General features: G+C 64.3%; 26 protein-coding genes. 13 read left to right on the forward strand and 13 right to left on the reverse strand.

The features are described from left to right. The 4 genes from HLH45_RS21485 to mobA all read right to left on the reverse strand — a co-directional run. Positions 1 to 390 (reverse strand): hypothetical protein (locus HLH45_RS21485; protein WP_233449300.1); only part of this gene is annotated, 390 nt, incomplete at its 3' end. A 2-nt stretch (positions 391 to 392) separates the two neighbouring features. Next, positions 393 to 653: a hypothetical protein gene (locus tag HLH45_RS21490; protein ID WP_228996804.1), complete on the reverse strand. Its 261-nt coding sequence runs from the start codon at positions 651 to 653 to the stop codon at positions 393 to 395. Continuing rightward, entirely contained in the window at positions 650 to 3088 is a 2439-nt protein-coding gene (gene traI / locus HLH45_RS21495) for a TraI/MobA(P) family conjugative relaxase (RefSeq protein ID WP_046932161.1), read from the reverse strand. The genes HLH45_RS21490 and traI overlap by 4 nt, the downstream gene beginning before the upstream one ends. Next, positions 3078 to 3473 carry a plasmid mobilization protein MobA gene (gene mobA / locus HLH45_RS21500; RefSeq protein ID WP_017154702.1) on the reverse strand — a complete coding sequence of 132 codons (396 nt, stop codon included), beginning with the start codon at positions 3471 to 3473 and terminating at the stop codon, positions 3078 to 3080. Before mobA ends, traI begins: the two co-directional genes overlap by 11 nt. A 398-nt stretch (positions 3474 to 3871) precedes the next feature. On the opposite strand from mobA, the gene HLH45_RS21505 reads away from it, so the two are divergent. From HLH45_RS21505 to HLH45_RS21545, 10 genes are all read left to right on the forward strand, one after another. After that, positions 3872 to 4177, forward strand: a complete 306-nt coding sequence (locus HLH45_RS21505; protein ID WP_017154703.1) for a hypothetical protein — start codon at positions 3872 to 3874, stop codon at positions 4175 to 4177. 42 nt (positions 4178 to 4219) lie between these two features. Beyond that, a complete protein-coding gene (locus tag HLH45_RS21510; RefSeq protein ID WP_046932163.1) occupies positions 4220 to 5929 on the forward strand; it encodes a type IV secretory system conjugative DNA transfer family protein in 1710 nt (569 codons plus the stop codon). A gap of 11 nt (positions 5930 to 5940) precedes the next feature. Next, complete coding sequence (locus HLH45_RS21965) at positions 5941 to 6072, forward strand: hypothetical protein (RefSeq protein ID WP_017154705.1); 132 nt, start codon at positions 5941 to 5943, stop codon at positions 6070 to 6072. A 40-nt stretch (positions 6073 to 6112) separates the two neighbouring features. Beyond that, positions 6113 to 6469, forward strand: a complete 357-nt coding sequence (locus tag HLH45_RS21515; protein ID WP_040150161.1) for a hypothetical protein — start codon at positions 6113 to 6115, stop codon at positions 6467 to 6469. A gap of 109 nt (positions 6470 to 6578) precedes the next feature. Next, complete coding sequence (locus HLH45_RS21520; protein WP_040279208.1) at positions 6579 to 9086, forward strand: DotA/TraY family protein; 2508 nt, start codon at positions 6579 to 6581, stop codon at positions 9084 to 9086. Positions 9087 to 9089: 3 nt separating this feature from the next. Continuing rightward, positions 9090 to 9506: a hypothetical protein gene (locus HLH45_RS21525; protein ID WP_052455480.1), complete on the forward strand. Its 417-nt coding sequence runs from the start codon at positions 9090 to 9092 to the stop codon at positions 9504 to 9506. Between the two features lie 15 nt (positions 9507 to 9521). Further along, positions 9522 to 9869, forward strand: coding sequence for a hypothetical protein (locus HLH45_RS21530; RefSeq protein WP_040245474.1), 348 nt, complete (start codon positions 9522 to 9524; stop codon positions 9867 to 9869). A 30-nt stretch (positions 9870 to 9899) separates the two neighbouring features. Further along, a complete protein-coding gene (locus HLH45_RS21535; protein WP_040150140.1) occupies positions 9900 to 10406 on the forward strand; it encodes a hypothetical protein in 507 nt (168 codons plus the stop codon). Further along, complete coding sequence (locus HLH45_RS21540; RefSeq protein ID WP_040150138.1) at positions 10403 to 10858, forward strand: hypothetical protein; 456 nt, start codon at positions 10403 to 10405, stop codon at positions 10856 to 10858. Before HLH45_RS21535 ends, HLH45_RS21540 begins: the two co-directional genes overlap by 4 nt. Next, positions 10855 to 11994, forward strand: coding sequence for a M23 family metallopeptidase (locus tag HLH45_RS21545; protein ID WP_046933398.1), 1140 nt, complete (start codon positions 10855 to 10857; stop codon positions 11992 to 11994). The genes HLH45_RS21540 and HLH45_RS21545 overlap by 4 nt, the downstream gene beginning before the upstream one ends. Before the next feature lie 21 nt (positions 11995 to 12015). Here HLH45_RS21545 and HLH45_RS21550 read toward each other — a convergent pair whose 3' ends face one another. From HLH45_RS21550 to HLH45_RS21590, 9 genes are all read right to left on the reverse strand, one after another. Beyond that, positions 12016 to 12579, reverse strand: a complete 564-nt coding sequence (locus tag HLH45_RS21550; protein WP_228996806.1) for a hypothetical protein — start codon at positions 12577 to 12579, stop codon at positions 12016 to 12018. A gap of 28 nt (positions 12580 to 12607) precedes the next feature. Continuing rightward, positions 12608 to 12907, reverse strand: a complete 300-nt coding sequence (locus tag HLH45_RS21555; protein ID WP_241485521.1) for a hypothetical protein — start codon at positions 12905 to 12907, stop codon at positions 12608 to 12610. Between the two features lie 229 nt (positions 12908 to 13136). Then, a complete protein-coding gene (locus HLH45_RS21560) occupies positions 13137 to 14564 on the reverse strand; it encodes a hypothetical protein (RefSeq protein WP_046932154.1) in 1428 nt (475 codons plus the stop codon). 199 nt (positions 14565 to 14763) lie between these two features. Continuing rightward, complete coding sequence (gene parC, locus HLH45_RS21565) at positions 14764 to 15099, reverse strand: ParC family partition-associated protein (RefSeq protein WP_040279228.1); 336 nt, start codon at positions 15097 to 15099, stop codon at positions 14764 to 14766. Between the two features lie 105 nt (positions 15100 to 15204). Further along, entirely contained in the window at positions 15205 to 15429 is a 225-nt protein-coding gene (locus tag HLH45_RS21570; RefSeq protein WP_040279226.1) for a plasmid partition protein ParG, read from the reverse strand. Positions 15430 to 15449: 20 nt separating this feature from the next. Further along, positions 15450 to 16079, reverse strand: a complete 630-nt coding sequence (gene parA, locus HLH45_RS21575) for a ParA family partition ATPase (protein ID WP_017154718.1) — start codon at positions 16077 to 16079, stop codon at positions 15450 to 15452. A gap of 77 nt (positions 16080 to 16156) precedes the next feature. Beyond that, on the reverse strand, positions 16157 to 16714 hold the full coding sequence (locus tag HLH45_RS21580; RefSeq protein WP_017154719.1) for a recombinase family protein: 558 nt from the start codon (positions 16712 to 16714) through the stop codon (positions 16157 to 16159). 2 nt (positions 16715 to 16716) lie between these two features. Further along, positions 16717 to 16854 (reverse strand): hypothetical protein, encoded by a 138-nt coding sequence (locus tag HLH45_RS21585; protein ID WP_017154720.1) that lies wholly within the window; start codon positions 16852 to 16854, stop codon positions 16717 to 16719. Between the two features lie 28 nt (positions 16855 to 16882). After that, positions 16883 to 17092 (reverse strand): hypothetical protein, encoded by a 210-nt coding sequence (locus HLH45_RS21590; protein ID WP_228996802.1) that lies wholly within the window; start codon positions 17090 to 17092, stop codon positions 16883 to 16885. A gap of 270 nt (positions 17093 to 17362) precedes the next feature. Here HLH45_RS21590 and HLH45_RS21595 point away from each other — a divergent pair, with 270 nt between their 5' ends. The 3 genes from HLH45_RS21595 to HLH45_RS21605 are packed head-to-tail and all read left to right on the forward strand — an operon-like array spanning position 17363 to position 18422. Next, positions 17363 to 17653, forward strand: coding sequence for a type II toxin-antitoxin system TacA family antitoxin (locus tag HLH45_RS21595; protein ID WP_017154722.1), 291 nt, complete (start codon positions 17363 to 17365; stop codon positions 17651 to 17653). Further along, positions 17650 to 18159, forward strand: a complete 510-nt coding sequence (locus HLH45_RS21600) for a GNAT family N-acetyltransferase (RefSeq protein ID WP_033836093.1) — start codon at positions 17650 to 17652, stop codon at positions 18157 to 18159. The genes HLH45_RS21595 and HLH45_RS21600 overlap by 4 nt, the downstream gene beginning before the upstream one ends. Beyond that, positions 18156 to 18422: a hypothetical protein gene (locus HLH45_RS21605; RefSeq protein ID WP_033836092.1), complete on the forward strand. Its 267-nt coding sequence runs from the start codon at positions 18156 to 18158 to the stop codon at positions 18420 to 18422. Before HLH45_RS21600 ends, HLH45_RS21605 begins: the two co-directional genes overlap by 4 nt. Positions 18423 to 18815 lie beyond the last annotated feature (393 nt).

Consider the following 18815-nt stretch of genomic DNA (forward strand, 5'->3'; position numbering starts at 1 on the left):
CGCCTGCACGACCGGGCCGCTGACGCCCGGCAGGTCCGCGTAGATGTACGGGGCAAACGCCCGCGCGAACGCGCCGAAGTCAGCCACCGGCACACCGTCGAGCGATGCCGCGACCTCGCCGACGATCTTCCCATCAACCGGAATCCACCGCGCCCGGAACTCGCCGCGCTGCTGCCGCAGCCCGGCGGCGTCCACGTCGCCGAAGTCGATCCAGACCGCCGCAGGTCCAGCATCGGGCCGCCCGGACAGAGCGACGATGTAGCGCGAAGCGTCGCCCAACTCGCGCGTCAGCTCGTCGCTGACGCCGAACAGGCCGGGACCGTCGCAATCGCGGAAGATCGCCGCGAGGACTTCGCGGCCGAACACGGGCAGGGCAGGGTGGTCGAGCATGGTCAATGCCTCCGTGCGGACTGGATCGGCGCTTTCAGCGCGGCCGTCATCGCGCGATGACGGTCGATTTCAGCGTGCCGGGCTGTAACTGGCCCGGCCATCACCGGCAGCCGCAGGTAGTCGAACAGCACGGCGGCGAACGTCGCGAAAGGCGCTTGCTCGCCGTCCAGCGTCGCGCGGGCCTCGGCGATGCGCTCGCCAGCGGCAATCTCGGCCAGCACCGGGTAATCGGCCAGCGTCACCATTTCATGGTCTGTGTTCATCGTGACACCTCCGGGGTGTTGTCGTTGTCGTCATCCCGGCCGCGCTCCTGCTGCTGCTCGCGCTCGGCGGCCTGCTGCTTTTGCTTCTCTGCAAGCGCGCGAACCTCGGCCTCGCGCCGGGCGCGGGCGTCGTCGCCCTGCTGCTCTGGTGCTGCCATGAGCGCGGCGGCCCGGTCTCTGGCCCATTCTTCATGCTCCCGGCCATATTGCGCTTCGGCCGCCTTCCACTCCCGCGCGCGGAACTCGCGGGCGTCGGGCGCGTCGCTGCGCAAGTGCGCCATGCGCTCCTGCACCTGCACGTCGATCTGGGCGTTGCCGTGGTCGCGATCCCATAGGTTCGCTTTCTGCCGCGCCATCCAGCGATCAATCCGGCCCGCAGCCTGCGCCGGGTCTGGCCGCTCGCCGTATCGTTCGCGGAACTCACGTTCGAGCTGCTGCCGGTACGCCTCGCCCGCCTGCTGGATCGCCAACGCCTCCACGACCTCCTGCACCGGCTCCACGGGTCGGGGCCGGGCAAGGGCAGCCGCTGCTTCCTCGGCCGTCATCCTGCGCGCGGGCGGCTCCTGCGGAGCCTCTGGCGGCCGCTGCGGGCTTCCGCCGTCGCTGGCGATGGTTCCCCTGTGCCGCGTCCAGTCCGGCCGCTGGCCGGGCGTCCGACGCGCTTCCTGCCGCTCGCGCAGGCCCTCGATGCGGCGGCGCTCAAGCTCGGGATCGCTGAATCGAACGTCAAGCCCGCGTTCCACGGCAACGGCAAGCACGCGCTGCCGGAACTCGTCCGGCCCGGTGATGTTCAGCGCGGTGCCGCCGAACTTCTCGCGCGCGAGCAACAGCCCGGCCTCGATAGCGTCGGCATCGCGCTGGCCTTCGGTCGTGTAGTCGATCCTGCGGCCGGAATCCCTGAATGCGTCGCGGCCGTCGAGCTGGTACGCCACGGTGCCGGTGTCGCGATCCACGTTCCAGCTCACGCGCTCCGACAACCGGCGCGGCGGGGCCGGATCATGCACCTGGCCGTCGCTGACGGCCAAGTGCGGCCCGTTCTCGGCTACTGCGTCGGCACGCTCGATTTCCCGCGCCTTGCGCTTGTCGGCATAGGCCCAGCCCCTGACCTGTCGGATGGCGGCCGGGTCGCCTTCTTGCGCGCGATCCGCAACCCAGCTCCGATAGTCCTGCGGCCGCTCTTTTCTGAACGTCTCACGCTCGGCTTTGATCGCCTCGGCCAGCTCCTTACGCTCGGCCGCCGCCTGCATTGCCGCGACGCTGTAGAACGCCCGGCGTTCGGTAGGCGACAAGCCGCTTTCACGGATACGCTCGCGCTGTGCCTTCGCCTTCGTCGCCAATTCGCGGCGTCGCCGCTGCTGGCCTTCGTACATGTCGGCGCGGGCCGGGGCCTTCGCTGCGTTCCAGTCGGTGCGATAGCTGTCATAGCGGCTGCGCAGCTTCGCCCGCTCGAACGCCCGCGCATCGCGCTGTTCCTCGCGCATCTTGGGATCGCGCTTCGGCCGCTCCTTCACGTATTCCCGGCGCGGTTCCGTGCGTGCAATCTCCGGCGTCGGCTCCTGATACTCGCCCAGCTTCGATTTCAGCCGGGCACCGCCCAAGGCTTGCGCCATCGTGGACGCCTTGACCGGGACCGCCGCAGGATCGCGCGTGCTGTGAATCGCGAAGCCCGGCCCCTTGGGCTTGATCGCTAGACCATGCACCCCAAGCGCCTTGTGCAAGGCTTGCCAGTCGCCGCCCTTATCCAGTGCCGCCAGCGCGTCATTTTTCGGCTCTCCCTGCACGTATGACGCCAGCGATTCCTTGCCGCTGAACGCCTCCATCTTGCGCGCTTGATCCGGCTTGTTCCCGCGCTTCGCTTCACGCTCTGCGATGCGCTCCTTCGCGCTCGCGTGCCGGTAATCGACAACCTTTTCCCCGTCATGCTCGCGCACCATGAACGGGCCTTGTTCGACATGCTGCCAGCCCTGCGCAATCTCGATTTCGCGAGCTGACCGAACCGCCGTCATATAGCTGTGATTCAAACCGGCAGCCCTGCCGGTTTCAGGATGCACACGATTGGCAACAAAGTGAATATGCACATTGTCGGTGTCCCGATGCACGGACATGACATACTGGTGCCCCTCCATTCCCTGATTTTTCAGATGCAGAAGTCCAGCCTCGTGCATCTGTTCATCGGTTGGGTTCTCGCCCGACTGCCAGCTAAGCACACCCGCGAAAACCGGGTCTTTGATGCGTGCGCTCAAGGCGGACGTTCCCCACATTTCAATCGCCGCCGTTTCCAACGAATGGCAGTTCGTGAATGTCGTCACCATACCCCGGTCGATCACTTCCCCGGTCTCGGGGTCGATCTGGTCGCGCAGACTGGCGATGTAAGACACCGCCGAATGAAACGATGTGCCGCCATCGTTGCGCTTGCCGAAAAGCTCAATAATCATCAGGCCCGGCCTCGTCGTCTCGGCCCATTTCGGCCTCGTCCGGTCCAAGCCGCTTGAGTGCCAATGTCAGCTCGTCGCCCGCCGCTTTCAATGCCGCAAGCACGGCCGAATACTCGGCGCTTCGCGCCTTGCCGCCTTCATAGAAAAGGTGTTTTTGTAGGCCGCCCAGCCGCCGCATTTCTGCCGCCACGCCCACGACTTCCGCGACTGCTAAGCGGTCCTGCCGGTCGCGCAGCTTCCGGCCAAGCGACGCGGCCCGGATGAATGCCGACACCGTGTTCCCCGATGCCGCCGCCTTCTCCTGCACGTCCGCATATTCCTCGGGCGTCATGCGCGCATAGGCAACGACAGTGCGCTTGCGCGTTTCAGACTTCTTGCGCGCCATCGCGAACGCTCCATCTGGCGGCAGCGCCGCAATGACTGGCCGCAAGGCGGCGGGGTCTCGGGGCGAAGCCCTGAGCAAGATTGTTTAGGCTGGTGAAATGAGGGCGAACGCCCGAATTGAACCGGCCGGTGCCTGACTGTCCGCTTGCGGACGGTCGGGCAAAACACAGCTTGCCCGCGCTCTTTATATGTCGCCGTGCAAAACAATGGCGGCACGGTATGCCGCGACAATGGGCACAAAGCAAAATCAAATGGCGGCGAGCGTTTAGCATGTCTCGTGTATACCACAACGGCGGTTTGTTGACTAGACGACACGAAAGCCCGATGATTTCGATACCTGCGCTATCGTGGTAACGGCCGGGTACAGTTGACATCATCCCAACACCAAGCGAGGCAGACATGGCCGCGACCAGGCGCAAGACCTACGAACCCGACATTTTCCGCGCGCTCGATCAGGAGTTCGCTGCCGCGCCAGAAGTGCCCGCAGGCGAGCGCCCGGCCACCGCTGCGGAGCTGGTCGAAGCCCTGCGCGGCCGGATCAAAGAAATGGCCGGCAAGGGCTACACGTTGGATCAGATCATCGAGCGGATGAAAGCCAAGGGCATCGAACAACCGCCCGTGCGAGCCGTGAAAGCTGCAATGCGCGGCGATACCGCCCGCCAGAAGCGCCCGCGCCGCAAGCCTGCATCGCAGGCGGGAGCTTGAATTCAACGCGGCCGGGCGCGGCGCTCCTTAAGGGAATGAGCTATGCCTGAAATCCAAGTCGGCGAGCGCGGGAACGCGCAATGGTTCAAGTATGTGATGCTGCCGCGTGTCGTTCTGTTCGTGCTGGCCGCGTGGCTGGGAATCTGGATCGGCACATGGCCGTTCGCTCCGTCCGGAATGGCCCGCGCAGGGTACGCTTTCAATCTGGCGCTCTGGACCGGTATCCCCGTCAGTATCGCGTACATGCTATATCTTGGTTGGCGCGACCGGAAGGCGGACAAAGAAGCCGCAACCCAGCCAGCAGCAACGCAGGACGTTGACGACGCGCAGCGCGAGGCATGGCGGCACGATTTCAAAGGGCTTTTCATCGGCCATTCGACGGGCTTTCTGCAAGCGCGAAAGCCCGACAATTCGGGCTGGCCGACGCCCGAAGGTGCGCCCATTGAGCTAAGCCCGGAAGATGCCGCAAAGAACATTCTGGTACTCGGTGGCATCGGCTCAGGTAAGACAACCCGTTCCGTCAATCCGCTGCTCTCTCGTGTGCTGCAACAGAGCCCCGGCGCGCTGATTTTCGACATAAAAACAGATTACCGGGACACGGCGGAGAAGATCGCTGAAGCCTGCGGCCGGTCAGTCAAGATCGTGGGCGACGGCGGCATGACGTTGAACCTGTTCCGGGGATGCACGCCGGAAGTCGCCGCGTCCTACCTGAAAAGCTGTTTTCTCACCGAAGGGCAGGGCCACGGCGACAGCGCGTTTTGGGTTGATTCTGCCGTCGAGTCGTGTCGGCACGCACTCAACCTCCTGAATCTGCTCGATCCGCCGAATTACAGCATCGCCGGGTGCTATGAAGCCGTGTTCTATGACAGCGTGCGCGACAAGCTACTTGCCGCCGGAGCCGAGCAAATCGAGAGCATGACAGACCGGCAACAGCGCCTTTTCTTGCAGTCGCAACGGTTCTTTGTGGAAGTCTGGAACAAGCATGATGAAAAGCTGAAACGCAACATCATGGGAACCATCAATTCCGTGCTGTCGCCGTTCAACCATCCCGACCTTGTAGATGCCTTCTCGCAAGCCAGCGTGCAGGGCGAGGCCGATCTATCGGAATTGATCCGAGACGGGGCCGTGTTCATCGTCAATTTGCCGGTCACGAAGTACGGCAAGGAAGGCGCACGCTTCGCTTACCTGCTGATAAAGCTGCGATTCTTCACGATGATGCGGGAGCGCAAGCAACATCCCGAGTGGGATCAGCAGCGGCATGTGGCGTTCATCTGCGACGAATACCAAGCAATCATTGATCCCGTGTCCGATGGCGACTTTTGGGACAAGAGCCGCAGCACAAAGACGGTCGGCATTGTTTCCATGCAAGGCGTCGCCTCGTTGACGCAAGCCTTGGGCGGAAACAGGCAGGCATCGGACGCGATACTGCAAAACTTCCGGCAGCGCATCATCTACCGTACCGAGGACACCGAAACGCTGCGCATGATCCAGTCCGTTTTAGGACAAATGGACGTGACAGTGACAACGGGCAGCGCGAGCTATTCCGAGTCCCGCAGTAACCCGACCGGCCTGCACGGCAGCGCAAGTCGCAGCGAGTCCACAAGCGAGACGGAAAGCACGAGCATGACGCGGCAAGAGCTGTTCGGCCCAGCCGACATGCGTGCTCTGACTGCCGACGAATGCCTGTTCATTGGCAACATCGCGGAACGCTCGGTCGATGAAGTGCTGCGCGTTGAACCCCTGTATATGTGAGGCGTGACGGCATGGCTTGGAACAAGAACGCGACGGGCAAGAGCTGGGAACAGGTGCGGATTTTAGACCTCCGGTTTGCGAAAGCTGGGCTGGCGTTCGGCGTGATTGTCGGCGTGCTCGCTGGCCTCTTTTTCCTGCCCTGAACTGCTACGCTTGCCAGCAGGCAACAGCGAGGGCAGCGGCATGGCTTGGGACGTGAACGAGTTAGCGCGGCGCATCGACCCGCGCCGGAGCGGCGGGGTCGTGGTCTATGGCCTCATCATCGCCGTGGCGGTCTACGTGGCCACCTCACATACATGGCGCACAGGTCGGGCGGAGATGCAGACGCAGGCCGATGCACAGGCGCAGCAGCTCGCCGACGCGCAGGCTGCAAAGCTGGAAACCGCGCGACTGGCGGCGCAGTCCGTAGTCGATCTACATCAGCATTGCCAGACTTACCCGGCCGATTATGGGTGCGAAAACCTACACGGAAAGTCACTTGATGAAGTGCTGGAAATGCAGCGTAAACAGCAAGCAGAAGCCATCAATTCCGTTCGTTAAAAATGCCACCCTCTGCACACCATAAAGCCACTTATTGCAAGCTAGAAAAATCGGTGCAATCCTCGCGTTAAAGCTACGCGCGCGTAGCGTGGAATTGCCGCCTATGCCAATGCCATTCAGCCCTTGCCCAGATACGGGCGAACCCTGCACCGATCAGTCGGTGGCGATCCTGCGCGAGATTTTCGGCCCGGTCATTGACCAGCTCGCGGCGGGCGGCGATCCTGACACCGTAAGCGCGACCGCGAACATCCTTGCGTCGATGTTCAGCGTGTTCAATTCCGGCGTTCTCGTCGTCGGCACGCTAATCGTCTCCTACGTGGCCGTGGTCGGCGTGATCAATACCGCCAACGACGGCCAGGCGATGGGGCGGAACTGGTCGTCGCTCTGGACGCCAGTCCGAATCGTCGCAGGTGGTGCATCGCTGCTGCCGACTGCAAGCGGCTTTAGCTTCATCCAGCTATTCGGCCTCATGGTCGCGCTGTGGGGCGTGGGCCTCGCAAATGCCGTCTACGACAAGGGCGTCACGCTCGGGCTGCTCAAGCCCGAAGGCTTGATCGCAACCGTCAATGATCCTGGCAGCCAGTATGGGCTGCGCCAGTTCGCCCGGCAGTATGTCGCGGCGAGCTACTGCGCGAACGCTGCAAATTCGATCTTTGCAGGCTTCGGCGGAAACACGCCGCAGGTGCGTGCCAATAGCGAGCCCGACCGCGTGTTCAATGCCGGAGGCCGACGCGAATACGTGTTCGAGATCAAGGACCGGAACCGGACGACGAATCTGGCCGGTGGCGCCCCCATTTGCGGCACAGTGAAGGTCGCCGAGTACCACGCCCAGCCTCGCGACGACGCGACGGCGCAAGCGACGGAACAGGTCCGTGCGCAAGCGATGGAGCAAAAGAAGCGCGCGGCCGTTGAAATGATGGGCGCAATCGACCGCTGGGTGATTACTTGGCCCGATGATGTGTCAAAGCCCGGCTGGGATAGCGTCAGCTCTGCGCAGTTCAATGCCATTGTGTCCGAAGCCGAACAGAAGGTCGTCGCGGGCCTCGAAAGCAGCATTGCATCCCGGCAAGGTGCGATGGCATCGGGGCTGAGTGCTTATGTTGCCTCCCTGACAAACGAGGGCTGGGCGACCGCAGGCGGCTGGCTGCAAAAGGTCGGGCTGGTCCGCACGCAACTGTCTGCGACGTTCTCCGAGTCCGTGGGGAGCGTGACCGAGCCAAGCCTGACCGGCCTGCCCAACAGCCCGGCGTCCGACATGCTCGCCAATTCGGTCGGCCTCGTCGCGGACATCACGCGCAAGGCAGAGTCGCACGACGATTACACCTCTGGCGACATCAAGCCGGACGATCTGACTTCCGCGATCCCGACCGACCCGATGGCGGCGGTGAACGTGGGCCAGATTCAAGCCGACATGGACGCGAAGATGTCGAGCTGGGTCAACCGCAGGATGGAGGACATCGTAGACATTGCCGTGGGTGCGGACGGCAGCGATGGCACGGGCGGTTGGTGCGGCACGGCCGGGCTGATCGGTGGAAGCCTCAACCGCATGAAGTGCGTCGGCGACTATTTCAGCGCGACGCGGGGAGCCGCGCAAACGATGAAAACAACGCTGCTCACAGCGGTTACGGTCGTGCGCGTGGCGGCCGGTGTCATCGGCGGAACGAAGGTGCTGGGCAACGGCTTCGAAGCCGATAAAGTCGTCGATCCGATTTGGGACTGGATCAAGGAAGTCATCATTCCGCCGCTGGCGGAACTGGAAATGCGGCTGGAAACGCTGGCCTTCTACTTCGGCGTGTTCCTGCCCTCGCTGCCCTATGCGCTGTTCATTCTGGTGATCTGCGGGTGGGTTCTCTCCGTCATTCAGACATTGCTTGCCGCGCCGCTGTGGGCGGTCATGCACATGACGCCCGACAAGACGTTTATCGGCTCGCAGCGGCAAGGCTATCTGCTGCTCATGTCGCTATTCGCGCGGCCTGTGCTGGCGGTCATCGGCCTGTTCGCGGGCATCCTGATTTCCGACCCGCTTGTAAACTTCGCATCGAAGGGCTTTTTCGCGATGCGCGGTGCCATCGTCACGAGCACCGGCACGGTCGGCGCGATCAGCGAGTTTTTCACCTTCACTTGGTGGATGTACGCCTTCGCGCTCATGTTGCTGCCGATCTTCTACATGTGCTTCGGGCTGCCACAGGTGCTGCCCGACAAGGTATTGCAATGGATCGGTGGCGGCGTCGCGGACCTCGGGGAAACCTCCGCACTCGGTGAGATGCGCACCGGCCTTGCCCGCGCGCACGCCTACGGTCGCGTGCCGGGCAAGGACAAGGACAAACAGAAGAAGCTCGGCGGCGGCGGCGGAAATCGGCCATTGCCGGGCAGCGGCCCGCGTGGTGACGGGGGTGGTAGCGGTGGTGGTGGCGGCGGAAATCAGCCCGTGAGCGGCGGCGGGCAAGGCGTCACGCCTCGCCTGCCGCCGCCCAGCTCGCCGGGCGGGCGCGGCCAAGGGGATGCCGGAATCGGCCCGGCTGGTCCCGCCCCTCGCCCGCAAGGAAACAGCGGCCTCCGCCGACTGGCCCCACCGCTTTCAGCGAACGAACAGGGCGCAACGCCCGGAAAGGAGTAACCCATGAGCCATCTCGATTACGAGCGCGGGCTGTACGAAGGCGTTGCCGCACAACAGCACCAATACGCTGAGGGTCGGCGTGACGGGTGGAATGAAGCCATCGAGGAGATGACCCCACGCTTTCAGGCGTTGGAACGCGAACGCGACGATCTGGCGTATGCGCTGAAAGCCGTCGCAGCGACAGGGGCGGCATTGATGGAGGCGATGCGAGATGCACCGCCTCACGTCCGGATTGCCGCAGTCAACGCTTACAACGACCGCTGCGATGATCTGATCGGGTCCGTACTGCGTTGCCCGCCGCATCTCGATCCGACTGTGCAGGAGCGTGAACCGGCGGTCGCTCGCTGGATTCCCGACATTTCCGACCAGCTCGTCAACAGCGGACAGGCCATCTTTCCCGACGATGATCCGTCCCCCTGACCGGAGATTTTCGCCATGAGCGCACTCAACGAAAGCGAGCGGCTGGCCGCCGATACACTGACAATAGTCCGGCATCTTTTCAGCGGGCCTCATTCTTACCGGAACGTGGGCATCGTCGCGGTTATCTGGATTGTCCTGCTATCTCTATCGGCAGCTCTTATTTACTTCGGTGTCACTCACAGCCTTGAAGCAATGCGGCCCGTTATGGTGGTGCCCGCCGTCGAGGGGAACCCGGCCCCGGTTCTGTCTGCCTTGGTGTTAGTCCCCCTTATCGTCCTCGGTGCCTGCGTACTCTTTGTCGCGGCTTGCTGCCTTTCGTACTCGCTTCTCGCGCGGTTTGGTCGCGCCACCCCGTCCCCCTGACTGCCGCGCCTCGGGCGCAAGGAGCTTGTCATGTCGTACCCGCTGCAACCCGTTCCCGCCGATGTGCTGGCCGTGCTGCGTCTCCGTTGCCGCCTGTCGGCCCGGCTCAAGCGCGGCCTCGCTCGCGGGCTGGCCCTGCCCCTCGCTCTGCTCGCGGCCGTGTCCAGCGCGCACGCGGCGGAACCGACGCTGGCCGATGCGCTGGAATGCCGCCTGCATGCGTCAAAGGCAGAAAGCGTGCTTGCACGCTACGGCGTGACGGTCGATGGCCCTGCCGTGCAGCCCGGCGTCACGGTCTACGGCATCCCGGCCGCGCAGCTCGAAGCCACGCGCGAGGCTGGGGCGCTGCACCTGTACTACGTCATCCGAGCGGCCGACGCGCAGCGGTTCATCGACGCCGCGCAGATGGAACCCATCGGCCCCGCGTTCGTGCGGCTGCTGCTCGATGACCGCAACGGCCTACAGGCCATGTCCCCGGCCGCGATCCGCCAGCACGGCGGCCCCGCTGCTCCCATCCTGTGCGAGATGCGCGCATGACCAAGATCATCCCCCCTGCCCTGCTCGCGGTCCTGCTGGCCGCGCCTGCGGCCGCGATGGCGGCCGAACCCGCCAGCCTGTCCGAAGTGCTGGAATGCAACGTGGCCGCCGACAAGGCGCTTGTCGCCCTCGAACGCGCGGGCATCCCTATCACCGGCCAATCGGTGCCAGTGTCGAACGTCGCCGCCTACGGCGTGCCCGTGAAGCGCATCGACCACATTTCCAAGAACGATGAGTTCTTGCAGGTGACGTTCGTTATCGACCGATCCGGGCACGGTAAGCTGGTTGCGGCCGCCGGTCTGAAAGCATGGGACGACGAGTTCGGCGCAGGCTTTCGTAGCGCGATGCTCGGCGGAAAAAACGAGCTGAACGTGACGCATCCCGACGATCCCAACGCGGAAGACAATGAAGTGCTCGGCTTCTGCATGATGAGCTTCCGGGGTGCCCTGTGAATGCGAAAGCCGCTTTCCTGACGCCGCTGCTTGCCGTCGCCTCGACCGCCGCGCCCGCATGGGCGCAGTCGTGCATGGTGGACGTGACGGACCACGAGCTGGTCACGGAACGGTTCGGCATCAATGCCGATTTCCGAAAGGGCCGCACCCACGATGGTTTCGATTTCCGCGCACCGCTCGGATCGCCGCTGTATGCCGGTGCCGATGGCGTAGTGACCACGCGCGACACGTGGCGCGGTGCGGGCAATGTGCTGGTCATCCGCCGTCCGAACGGCCAGACGATGACCTATTACCACATGTCCTCATTCGCGCCTGACGCGGCGGTCGGCAAGGAAGTGAAGGCTGGGCAGCTCATCGGCTACGCGGGCGGCACGTCCGCGAAAACCACCGGCGGCACGGCATATGCCTCCTATGACCCGCACCTGCATTTCATCTATGCCGTGCCGGATGCCGGGCAGCAGCGCATCACGAATTTCAGCCAGCACGCCAGTCGCCTGCGGTCGGTGAACCCCGGCCAGCTTCCCCGCGATTTCACTGGCAATGCGCGCCCGCAAGCTGTCGGCGTCGGCTACAAGACCGATCCCGCGCCCTTCTTCTGCAAGGCGTACCCGTTCAAGGACAAGAGCCTCGACGCGATCCTCGGCGCCGACACGAAGGAACAGCATCAAATCGTGTTCGGCAACGTGCCGCCGGGCGGCTCGCCGCCGGATGGTGCGATTGCCCCGGCAGAAGCGGCGGCCGGAAACATGCAGCTCCTGCTCGCCCAGCAGGCCGGGCAACCCGTCGAGGACTATCTGTCGGATGCTGACAGCTTCGGTGCCCTGCCCGGCCCTCCAGTTGGTGCATATGAAACCCTGTCGGTGAACGAAATGCTGGCGACGGAAGCTGCCCGCAGGTTCCAGTCGGCGGACTGGAACAACGAGCTGACGCGCGTCAGCGAGCGTGCGCTGTGGGTGGACTTCGTTCGTGCGCAAGGTGTGTCGAACTACTTGCAGGAAGCCATCTACGACAAGAAACAGAGCGTCGAGGCGCTGCTGGCCGTGCTGACCAGCCAACGGCTTGAACATGTCCGAAAGCGAACGGCTGCGGCGCAGGAACGGGCGGTGCGAGGCGAGGCGGTGCGATCAGTTGAGTAATTGCGATGATTACTTACTTACTCAATTGAGTACATGCGCCCTACCCCGCTGCGCCTCGCGCAGCTCGGGCATCGCGTCCAATTCCGTGCGCTCGATCCACTGCCACGCCTCGGCAATCTGGCACGGCTGACCTTCCTCCCACGCCCGCACGTCGTGCAGCTCGGCATCTTCCCATCGGCCGGTGACGACGCCGACCGTGTGCCGCTCCCGCCCGCTGCGCACGCCATACTCAATCAGTGCCGCATGGCCGACACCGATCCCTGCCGCCAGCTCGATGCGCAGGAACGCGAAATCGTCCGCGTACTCCCGCCGCGACAACCTCGACGCGGCCAGCCGGTTACGGATCAGCGTCGCGAACCCGATCAGGGCGCGCCAATGACGGCCATCGGCTGTGATGCGTTCCCGCAGGGCGTCCAGCTCAGCGGTCATCGTCTGCTGTCCAGCAGCGCCCGGAGCTGGTGCTGCTGGACAGCAGACGATGCGGAACATGGTCAGATTCCGGGGCACGTACACCTTGCAGTCCTTCGCGGCCCGCGCGGCCACCTTCAATGCCGCCAACTCCCTCGCCCGGTCGGAATTACTCATATACTCATTTACTCTCATACTCAAACACTCATTCAAACCGCTTCACGGCGGAAACGAAATCGAGCCGCAGCAGGTGCATCGCAAGATCAATCGCCCCGCCGCCGCCTTTTTCTGCGCGCGTGTCGTACCACTTCGGCCCTGTTGCCAGCAGCTCGACCACACCGCCACCCAGCGACACGTTCACGCGCACGGTCGCTTTGTCTTTCAGCGGCCGGAAATCGGGGTCACGCTTCCAGTACAGGCCCAAGGCGTCCAGCGCATCGGGCACGGGCATATCTCGCAGCCGCACCAGCAGCTCGGGCGGGAAAGATCGACGTGCGCGGCTCACGGGCGCACCTCGGCGAGCTGGACCGGGGGCCGCGCCTGACGGCGCGGCGGGCTACTCGGGAAGGGCACGCGACGGCCACCGATCCCCTCCCCCGAACCCCCTTCCCTCTCCGGCCGCTTCGCGGCCTGCGCGCCGCCTACGGCGGCTTGCCGGGCTACTCGTGTTATTTCAACACGAGGGCTACTCCCGGCCAAAGGCCGGGAAACCGCGCTAGAACCACAAACGACCATCACCCCGCACCCCCCGGCGCGGAGGCTTCGCCATTAGTAATAGGGGAGGGACTTGTGCCACCCGCGACAGCCCCGACTCCCCCCGCTGTAATAGGGGAGGAACCTGTGCCAGAGTCGCCCGGATACGGCTTGCCAGCCCGATACCAACTGCGGCGGCTCATCCCAAGGGCTTCCCAAGGCCGTAGACGGGCCGCAGAGCGGCTTTCGTAGGTTTCCCGGTCCACTGCCCCGGAAGCGCGCCGACGGGCCTCGTCGCGCTTCCTGTCGCGTTCTCGCCGGCGTTCGGCCGCCATGTCCCGCGAAATCAGCGTGCGGAGCTGCCGCTGCTCGTCGTCGGTGATCTTGAATAGCGAAATGAGGCTGTCGTTCTTGGGCGTGTACAGCGGCGGGAACTGGCGGCCGCCGAAAGTGACTTTCTCGCCAGACTCGAACGCCTTGGCCTTCCCGTACAGGGTCATCAGCTCCTTGGAGCGGTAGTTCCATGTCGGGTCCAGCTCGCCAGCGAGTGCGGCCGCTTCGTGGTACATCAGGGAGCTGTTCGTCGCGCCCGAGAGCAACAGGAAGTTCAAGCGCCAGAACAGGTGCTGCATCCGCTCGCCCTGCCCCACCCCGCCCCGGAGCTTCGCAAGGGTCCGAAGATCTTCTAGGCGGTCCCATGCGAGCTGACGGCCGGAGAAACCGCGCAAGTTGTCGGATTTCCCGCCCGGCATGAGCTTGAGTTGCCGTCGCTCGGCCCGATCGCGGCGCTGCTGCTCGATGTCCCAGCGGGCCACCGGCAAAAGCGCCTCTGCCATGTACTCGAAGCCGTAGCGCACCGGCTCGCCGTCCGGGCCGTGTGCCACGTGGACCACGCGGCACACGTTGCCCGACTTCGTGTTCACGGTGTTGACCAGCCGCAGCACGCGCGAGGCGTCCTTTGCGACGGGATCGGCCCCAAGCGGGGCGAGGCGGTCGATCAAGTACCGCTGGCAAGCGTTCCAGCGCGGCAGGGCTTGGCGCGGAATCGTGCCGTCCAGCAGCCATTTCGCTTGGATGCCGCGACCGCTGTAGACCAGCAGCGACGGCCGGGGCAGCCCTTCGTCCGCGCAATGGTGCAGGACGGCCGCCGCGAGCTGTTCCGGCGTCCTGCCCTGCGCCCACGGCAGCCTGTACGTGTCGAGGTCGGCAAACAGCAGGCCGATGCGCAGCAGATGCACGATGCGACGGCAGCCCCGGTCAAACTCCGCTTGAGAAAGCCATGTGTCGCGCGTCGGGTCCACCATCGACAGGACGGTGGGCATCATGGCGAGCTTGTAGCTGTCCTGTTTACGCTGGCTCCCCTGCCCTACCAACAGCGAGAAATAGCCCCAGCGGGCCGCGTCGTGGTACGACCTGGCTTCGTCGTCAGGGTCGAATAAGGCGAGCTGCGCCGATGATCGTGTGTCCATAGCCTCCGGGTCCGCGCATGCACGAAAATTTCGCGCATGCGCCATTGCGTCCCGGAAGCTGACAGGGTAGAATTAGCTCTAGTCGAGAGCGTTCTACGCGGTTGTCAGCCGCCGGAACCAAACCTGCAAAGCCAGCGTGCCACCGCTGGCTTTTGCTTTTTCTGGCCCGGCTACGGTGCCACCCGCAGCCCGACCCCCTTCATTCCTCCGCCGCTCTGGCCTCCTTGTCCTGCCGGTATTTCACGGCGGTTTTCGGCGTCCAGCCCCTCGACGTGGCGACCCAATCCACGATGCCCGCTTGATCGAGCACATGTGCCGCGCTGTCGAAGCTCTGGAAGTAACGGGGTCCACCCGCACGCCGCCCGAGAACGCGATTCTGGTTTCCGACCCGGAGCAAGATCACAAGCCCCTTGTCTTCGCCAGCGGAGCGAACGCACGCCCCTTGCACGCTGCCTGCTGCCGCAAGCTCCCGGTAGACGCGATGATCGACAACCGTCGCAGACTCCAGATCAGCAAATTCGTCAGGCTCAATCATGCCCGGATTCTCTCCTGTGCGCAACAGACTTTGAAAGTCTGATTTTTCCAGATGACATGTACTATAGTCACTCTTTCAATGTAACTCATTTGAGTTCATACTCATTTACTCATCCGGCAGACTGCGCACGTAGTCGGTCAAAAGCTGGGTGATGCTCTTGCCCTGCTTCGCGGCCGCGACCTTCAATTTCAGGTGCTCGTCCTCGGTCAGATTGAAGTTCACGCGCTTGGTCGCCTTGGTGTCGGCGAGGCTGGCCAGCGTGGCGGCCTTGTTCTTCGGGCTTGCGCTCGGGCGGCCTGCGGCGAGGCCAAGGGTGGGTTTCGTCGTCATCTACTCATTCCCTCATTTACTCAAATGAGCTTCGCCCGGACTTCCGCCAGCAGGGCGCGAATCTCGGCGGCCGCGTCGCCGTCCGGCTCGTCGTCCAGCACCGTGGAACCGCTCGATGCCGTGCCGGGGTAGATGACGCGCTGCGTGATGCGTGAATCGAGCACGGGCAGCGAGTAGCCCTGTAGAGCGGTGGTAACTTCGCTGCCGATCCGGGTGCCTTTGATCGCCCGCGACACGACGAAAGCGACTTTCAGCACCCCGTCTGTCAGCTCGATGCGCTGCTTGACCAAATCCACGAGGTCCGACGCGGCCCAAATGTCGTAGGGCGAGGGCTGAACGGGGATCAGCACCACATCCGCTGCCTTGATCGCCGACACGGCGAGGTCGGCCGCCTGCGGCGCTCCGTCGATCACGACGAAATCCTTGCTGGCGACCTTCTTCACGTCCCGGTCGATGGTCGGCCGGTCGATCCCGACCACGGTCACGGGGTTGTCCTCCTTGGCAGCGCCCCAATCGCGGGCGCTGCCCTGTGGGTCGGAATCGACCAGCAGCACGTCCTCGCCGTCGAGCTGCAAGGCGCGGGCAAGGTGGGTGGCAATGGTGGTTTTCCCACTGCCGCCCTTCTGGTTCAGCACGGCGATGACCTTCATATCGGCTCCTCGTTTGGTGTAAATACTCATTTGAGTATGTGAGTATATAATCCAAATGCGAGGGGCGCAATACTCATTTACTCATTCTTGTTTAGCGCCCGCCAAAGCGTGGTCCTATGGACGCCCAGCAGGTCCGCGACTTCCTTCATCGGCCGTTCTTCGCGCTCGATCAGCTCGCGCGCATGGGTGAGCTGCGCCGCCGTGAGGGTAGGGGGTGGCCCGAACCGGACGCCGCGCCGCTTGGCCGCCTCGCGGCCGCTGCGGGTCCGCTCCACGATCAGCGACCGCTCGAACTCGGCGATGCCGCCGAAGATCGTCAACACCATGCGCCCGGCCGGGCTGGTTGTGTCCGCCCACGGCTCGGCCAGCGACCGCAGGCCCGCATCCTTCGCCTGTAGCTGCTCGGCAATGTCCAGCAGGTCGCGCGTGGACCGGGCGAGGCGGTCAAGCCGCGTCACCGTCACCACGTCGCCGGTCCGTAGGTGGTCAAGCATCCGGGTCAGCTCCGGGCGCTTCACGTGCGTGCCGGTGACTTTCTCCGCGAAGATGCGCGTGCAGCCTGCCGCGTGCAGCTCGTTGCGCTGCTGCCGTAGGTCTTGGTCGCCAGTGGAAACGCGGGCATAGCCAATCAGCATGTTCAAAACCACTGGTCGGCGTAGGTCTCGCCGCGCTTGTCGTAGGTGGCGAACTCGAACGACCGATTGGCTTCCCACGAACCGGGCCGACGCTCGCATGAAATCGCGTAGGGTGCGCGGTAGACGTGTAGGTAAGGCATGGGGTCTCCAAAGGATGAGGAAGGGCGATTATCCCGTGACACGGGCCACGGCGGGGCGCGTCACGGCTGCAAACCACTTGTGGGCATGGTGACACTCGTTCGCCCCTTCGCGCCCCTGCGGGCGCGGCGGCTCGGTCAGGTCAGACATGAAGGCGGTCAGAACGTGCTCCGGCGCAAGGCGGGCACGCTGGCAAAAACGCTCGAACTCGAACGGCACGGGCAAGGTGACAGTGGTCATGCGGGCTTTCTCCTTTGCGTTGCAGGTTATGGTGCAATAATCCTCACACATGCACTTAAAACCCGCAACGCATTTCGCACCGCTCTGGCGGGCCGTTCAGCGACGTTTCAGGTTTTAGGACTTGTGCAACACGCAGGACCGGGCCGGACTCGTCATTTCACACACAGAGCGGGGGCAAGGGGGAGCGATTTAACGACGCCGGGCAAACAAACGTAATGACATTGACATTACGGCGCGGCACACTTACATGAAACCGCAGGAGATTGAGCCATGCCCACGATGAGCACCGCACCCAGCAAGCGTGAAACGCTGAACATCCGCATCAAGCCCGAGGAACGGAGCTTGATCGACCGCGCCGCCAAGGCACGGGGCAAGAACCGCACCGACTTCGTGCTGGAAGCCGCCCGGTCGGCCGCCGAGGAAGCGTTACTAGACCAGACGATCATTTCCGCCAGCCCGGACGCCTACGCGGCCTTTCTGGCACGGCTGGACATGCCGCCGCAGCCGAACGAACGCCTGCGGAAAACCATGCAGACGCCCGCCCCGTGGGAGAAAGCATGAAGGTATCAGCGCCCGAACCGCTGGCCGCGCACCACGACATTGAAGCCTTCGACTCCGGGGTGGACAGTCTGGACCAGTGGCTAAAGCGTCGTGCCCTGAAAAATCAGGCTACCGGCGCTTCGCGAACCTTCGTCGCCTGCGACGATGGCCGCGTGGTGGCCTACTATGCGCTGGCATCGAGCGGGGTCACGGTGGACGCAGCGCCCGGACGCTTCCGACGCAACATGCCGGACCCGATTCCGGTGGTGGTCCTTGGCAGGCTGGCCGTAGATCAATCGCAGCAGGGCAGGGGCCTAGGCCGCGCTCTGGTGAAAGATGCCGGGCAGCGCATCGTCCAAGCCGCCGACACCATCGGGATTCGCGGGGTGCTCGTGCATGCGCTCTCGGCCGACGCCAAGGCGTTCTATGAGCGGATCGGCTTTGAGCCGTCGCCCCTCGATCCGATGATGCTGCTGGTCACGCTGGATGACCTGAAAGCCAGCCTCGAACCGCAAGCCCGCCGATGACACGCCCGCGACACGTCCTTGATGCCGTACTGGATGGCGTCGCCGATCCCGCTGCGATGCCGGAACCGGAATGCAAGCGCCTTGACCCGGTGCGCCCCGGCGAACCGCCAGTGCGCCGCCTGACCGATGCCGAACTCGTCGCACTGCGGGAGGAAATGCGCGAAGCCGGGCAGCGCATGAAAGCTCGCCTACGCGCCCGCGAAGCCGCCCGGAATGCCGGGACTCAGCGTTTCATCGCATCGGCCGACCGCCTGCCATCGTAACGGCGCTACGGTAACGTAACGCTACGATGGCCGGGGGTGGCGGGGTTCTCCCCGCCGGTGACTGGCCGCTGCGCGGCCGCTCTGGCTCTTTCCCCGAACCGTCCGCAGCGGCAGGACATCGGCGCGGCCGTCGCCTGTCCGTCGCCGCCATCCTTCCCGCGTCCACGCCAACTCCGCTTTTCGCTTCTGGCGCCGCAGCCTGAATGAGTACATGAGTAAATGAGTTGAAAACAGCTTGTCCACGGCCCGGAGACCTCCATATCGGAGGGCCGGGGGGAAGCGGTGGGCAACCCATCAATGCGGCTTACTGGAATCATCCCCGCGCCAGCTCTGCCACCGCGCAGCCATCGCAGCCGTCACGCCTCGCGCGTCGGCGTTCATCAGCGTGTGGTG

It is taken from the genome of Xanthomonas euvesicatoria (assembly GCF_013112235.1).
In the GTDB taxonomy this organism is placed as follows: Bacteria; Pseudomonadota; Gammaproteobacteria; order Xanthomonadales; family Xanthomonadaceae; genus Xanthomonas; species Xanthomonas euvesicatoria.

Bases quoted from the DNA above. Each gene is read 5' to 3' on its own strand.
- parA (WP_017154718.1), bottom strand. From the start codon at position 16,079: ATGAAGGTCATCGCCGTGCTGAACCAGAAGGGCGGCAGTGGGAAAACC.
- parC (WP_040279228.1), bottom strand. From the start codon at position 15,099: ATGATTGAGCCTGACGAATTTGCTGATCTGGAGTCTGCGACGGTTGTC.
- HLH45_RS21600 (WP_033836093.1), top strand. From the start codon at position 17,650: ATGAAGGTATCAGCGCCCGAACCGCTGGCCGCGCACCACGACATTGAA.
- HLH45_RS21965 (WP_017154705.1), top strand. From the start codon at position 5,941: ATGGCTTGGAACAAGAACGCGACGGGCAAGAGCTGGGAACAGGTGCGG.
- HLH45_RS21605 (WP_033836092.1), top strand. From the start codon at position 18,156: ATGACACGCCCGCGACACGTCCTTGATGCCGTACTGGATGGCGTCGCC.
- HLH45_RS21590 (WP_228996802.1), bottom strand. From the start codon at position 17,092: ATGACCACTGTCACCTTGCCCGTGCCGTTCGAGTTCGAGCGTTTTTGC.
- HLH45_RS21535 (WP_040150140.1), top strand. From the start codon at position 9,900: ATGTCGTACCCGCTGCAACCCGTTCCCGCCGATGTGCTGGCCGTGCTG.
- HLH45_RS21550 (WP_228996806.1), bottom strand. From the start codon at position 12,579: ATGAGTAATTCCGACCGGGCGAGGGAGTTGGCGGCATTGAAGGTGGCC.
- traI (WP_046932161.1), bottom strand. From the start codon at position 3,088: ATGATTATTGAGCTTTTCGGCAAGCGCAACGATGGCGGCACATCGTTT.
- HLH45_RS21580 (WP_017154719.1), bottom strand. From the start codon at position 16,714: ATGCTGATTGGCTATGCCCGCGTTTCCACTGGCGACCAAGACCTACGG.
- HLH45_RS21585 (WP_017154720.1), bottom strand. From the start codon at position 16,854: ATGCCTTACCTACACGTCTACCGCGCACCCTACGCGATTTCATGCGAG.
- HLH45_RS21525 (WP_052455480.1), top strand. From the start codon at position 9,090: ATGAGCCATCTCGATTACGAGCGCGGGCTGTACGAAGGCGTTGCCGCA.
- mobA (WP_017154702.1), bottom strand. From the start codon at position 3,473: ATGGCGCGCAAGAAGTCTGAAACGCGCAAGCGCACTGTCGTTGCCTAT.
- HLH45_RS21490 (WP_228996804.1), bottom strand. From the start codon at position 653: ATGAACACAGACCATGAAATGGTGACGCTGGCCGATTACCCGGTGCTG.
- HLH45_RS21540 (WP_040150138.1), top strand. From the start codon at position 10,403: ATGACCAAGATCATCCCCCCTGCCCTGCTCGCGGTCCTGCTGGCCGCG.
- HLH45_RS21595 (WP_017154722.1), top strand. From the start codon at position 17,363: ATGCCCACGATGAGCACCGCACCCAGCAAGCGTGAAACGCTGAACATC.
- HLH45_RS21560 (WP_046932154.1), bottom strand. From the start codon at position 14,564: ATGGACACACGATCATCGGCGCAGCTCGCCTTATTCGACCCTGACGAC.
- HLH45_RS21510 (WP_046932163.1), top strand. From the start codon at position 4,220: ATGCCTGAAATCCAAGTCGGCGAGCGCGGGAACGCGCAATGGTTCAAG.
- HLH45_RS21530 (WP_040245474.1), top strand. From the start codon at position 9,522: ATGAGCGCACTCAACGAAAGCGAGCGGCTGGCCGCCGATACACTGACA.
- HLH45_RS21515 (WP_040150161.1), top strand. From the start codon at position 6,113: ATGGCTTGGGACGTGAACGAGTTAGCGCGGCGCATCGACCCGCGCCGG.
- HLH45_RS21505 (WP_017154703.1), top strand. From the start codon at position 3,872: ATGGCCGCGACCAGGCGCAAGACCTACGAACCCGACATTTTCCGCGCG.
- HLH45_RS21570 (WP_040279226.1), bottom strand. From the start codon at position 15,429: ATGACGACGAAACCCACCCTTGGCCTCGCCGCAGGCCGCCCGAGCGCA.
- HLH45_RS21520 (WP_040279208.1), top strand. From the start codon at position 6,579: ATGCCATTCAGCCCTTGCCCAGATACGGGCGAACCCTGCACCGATCAG.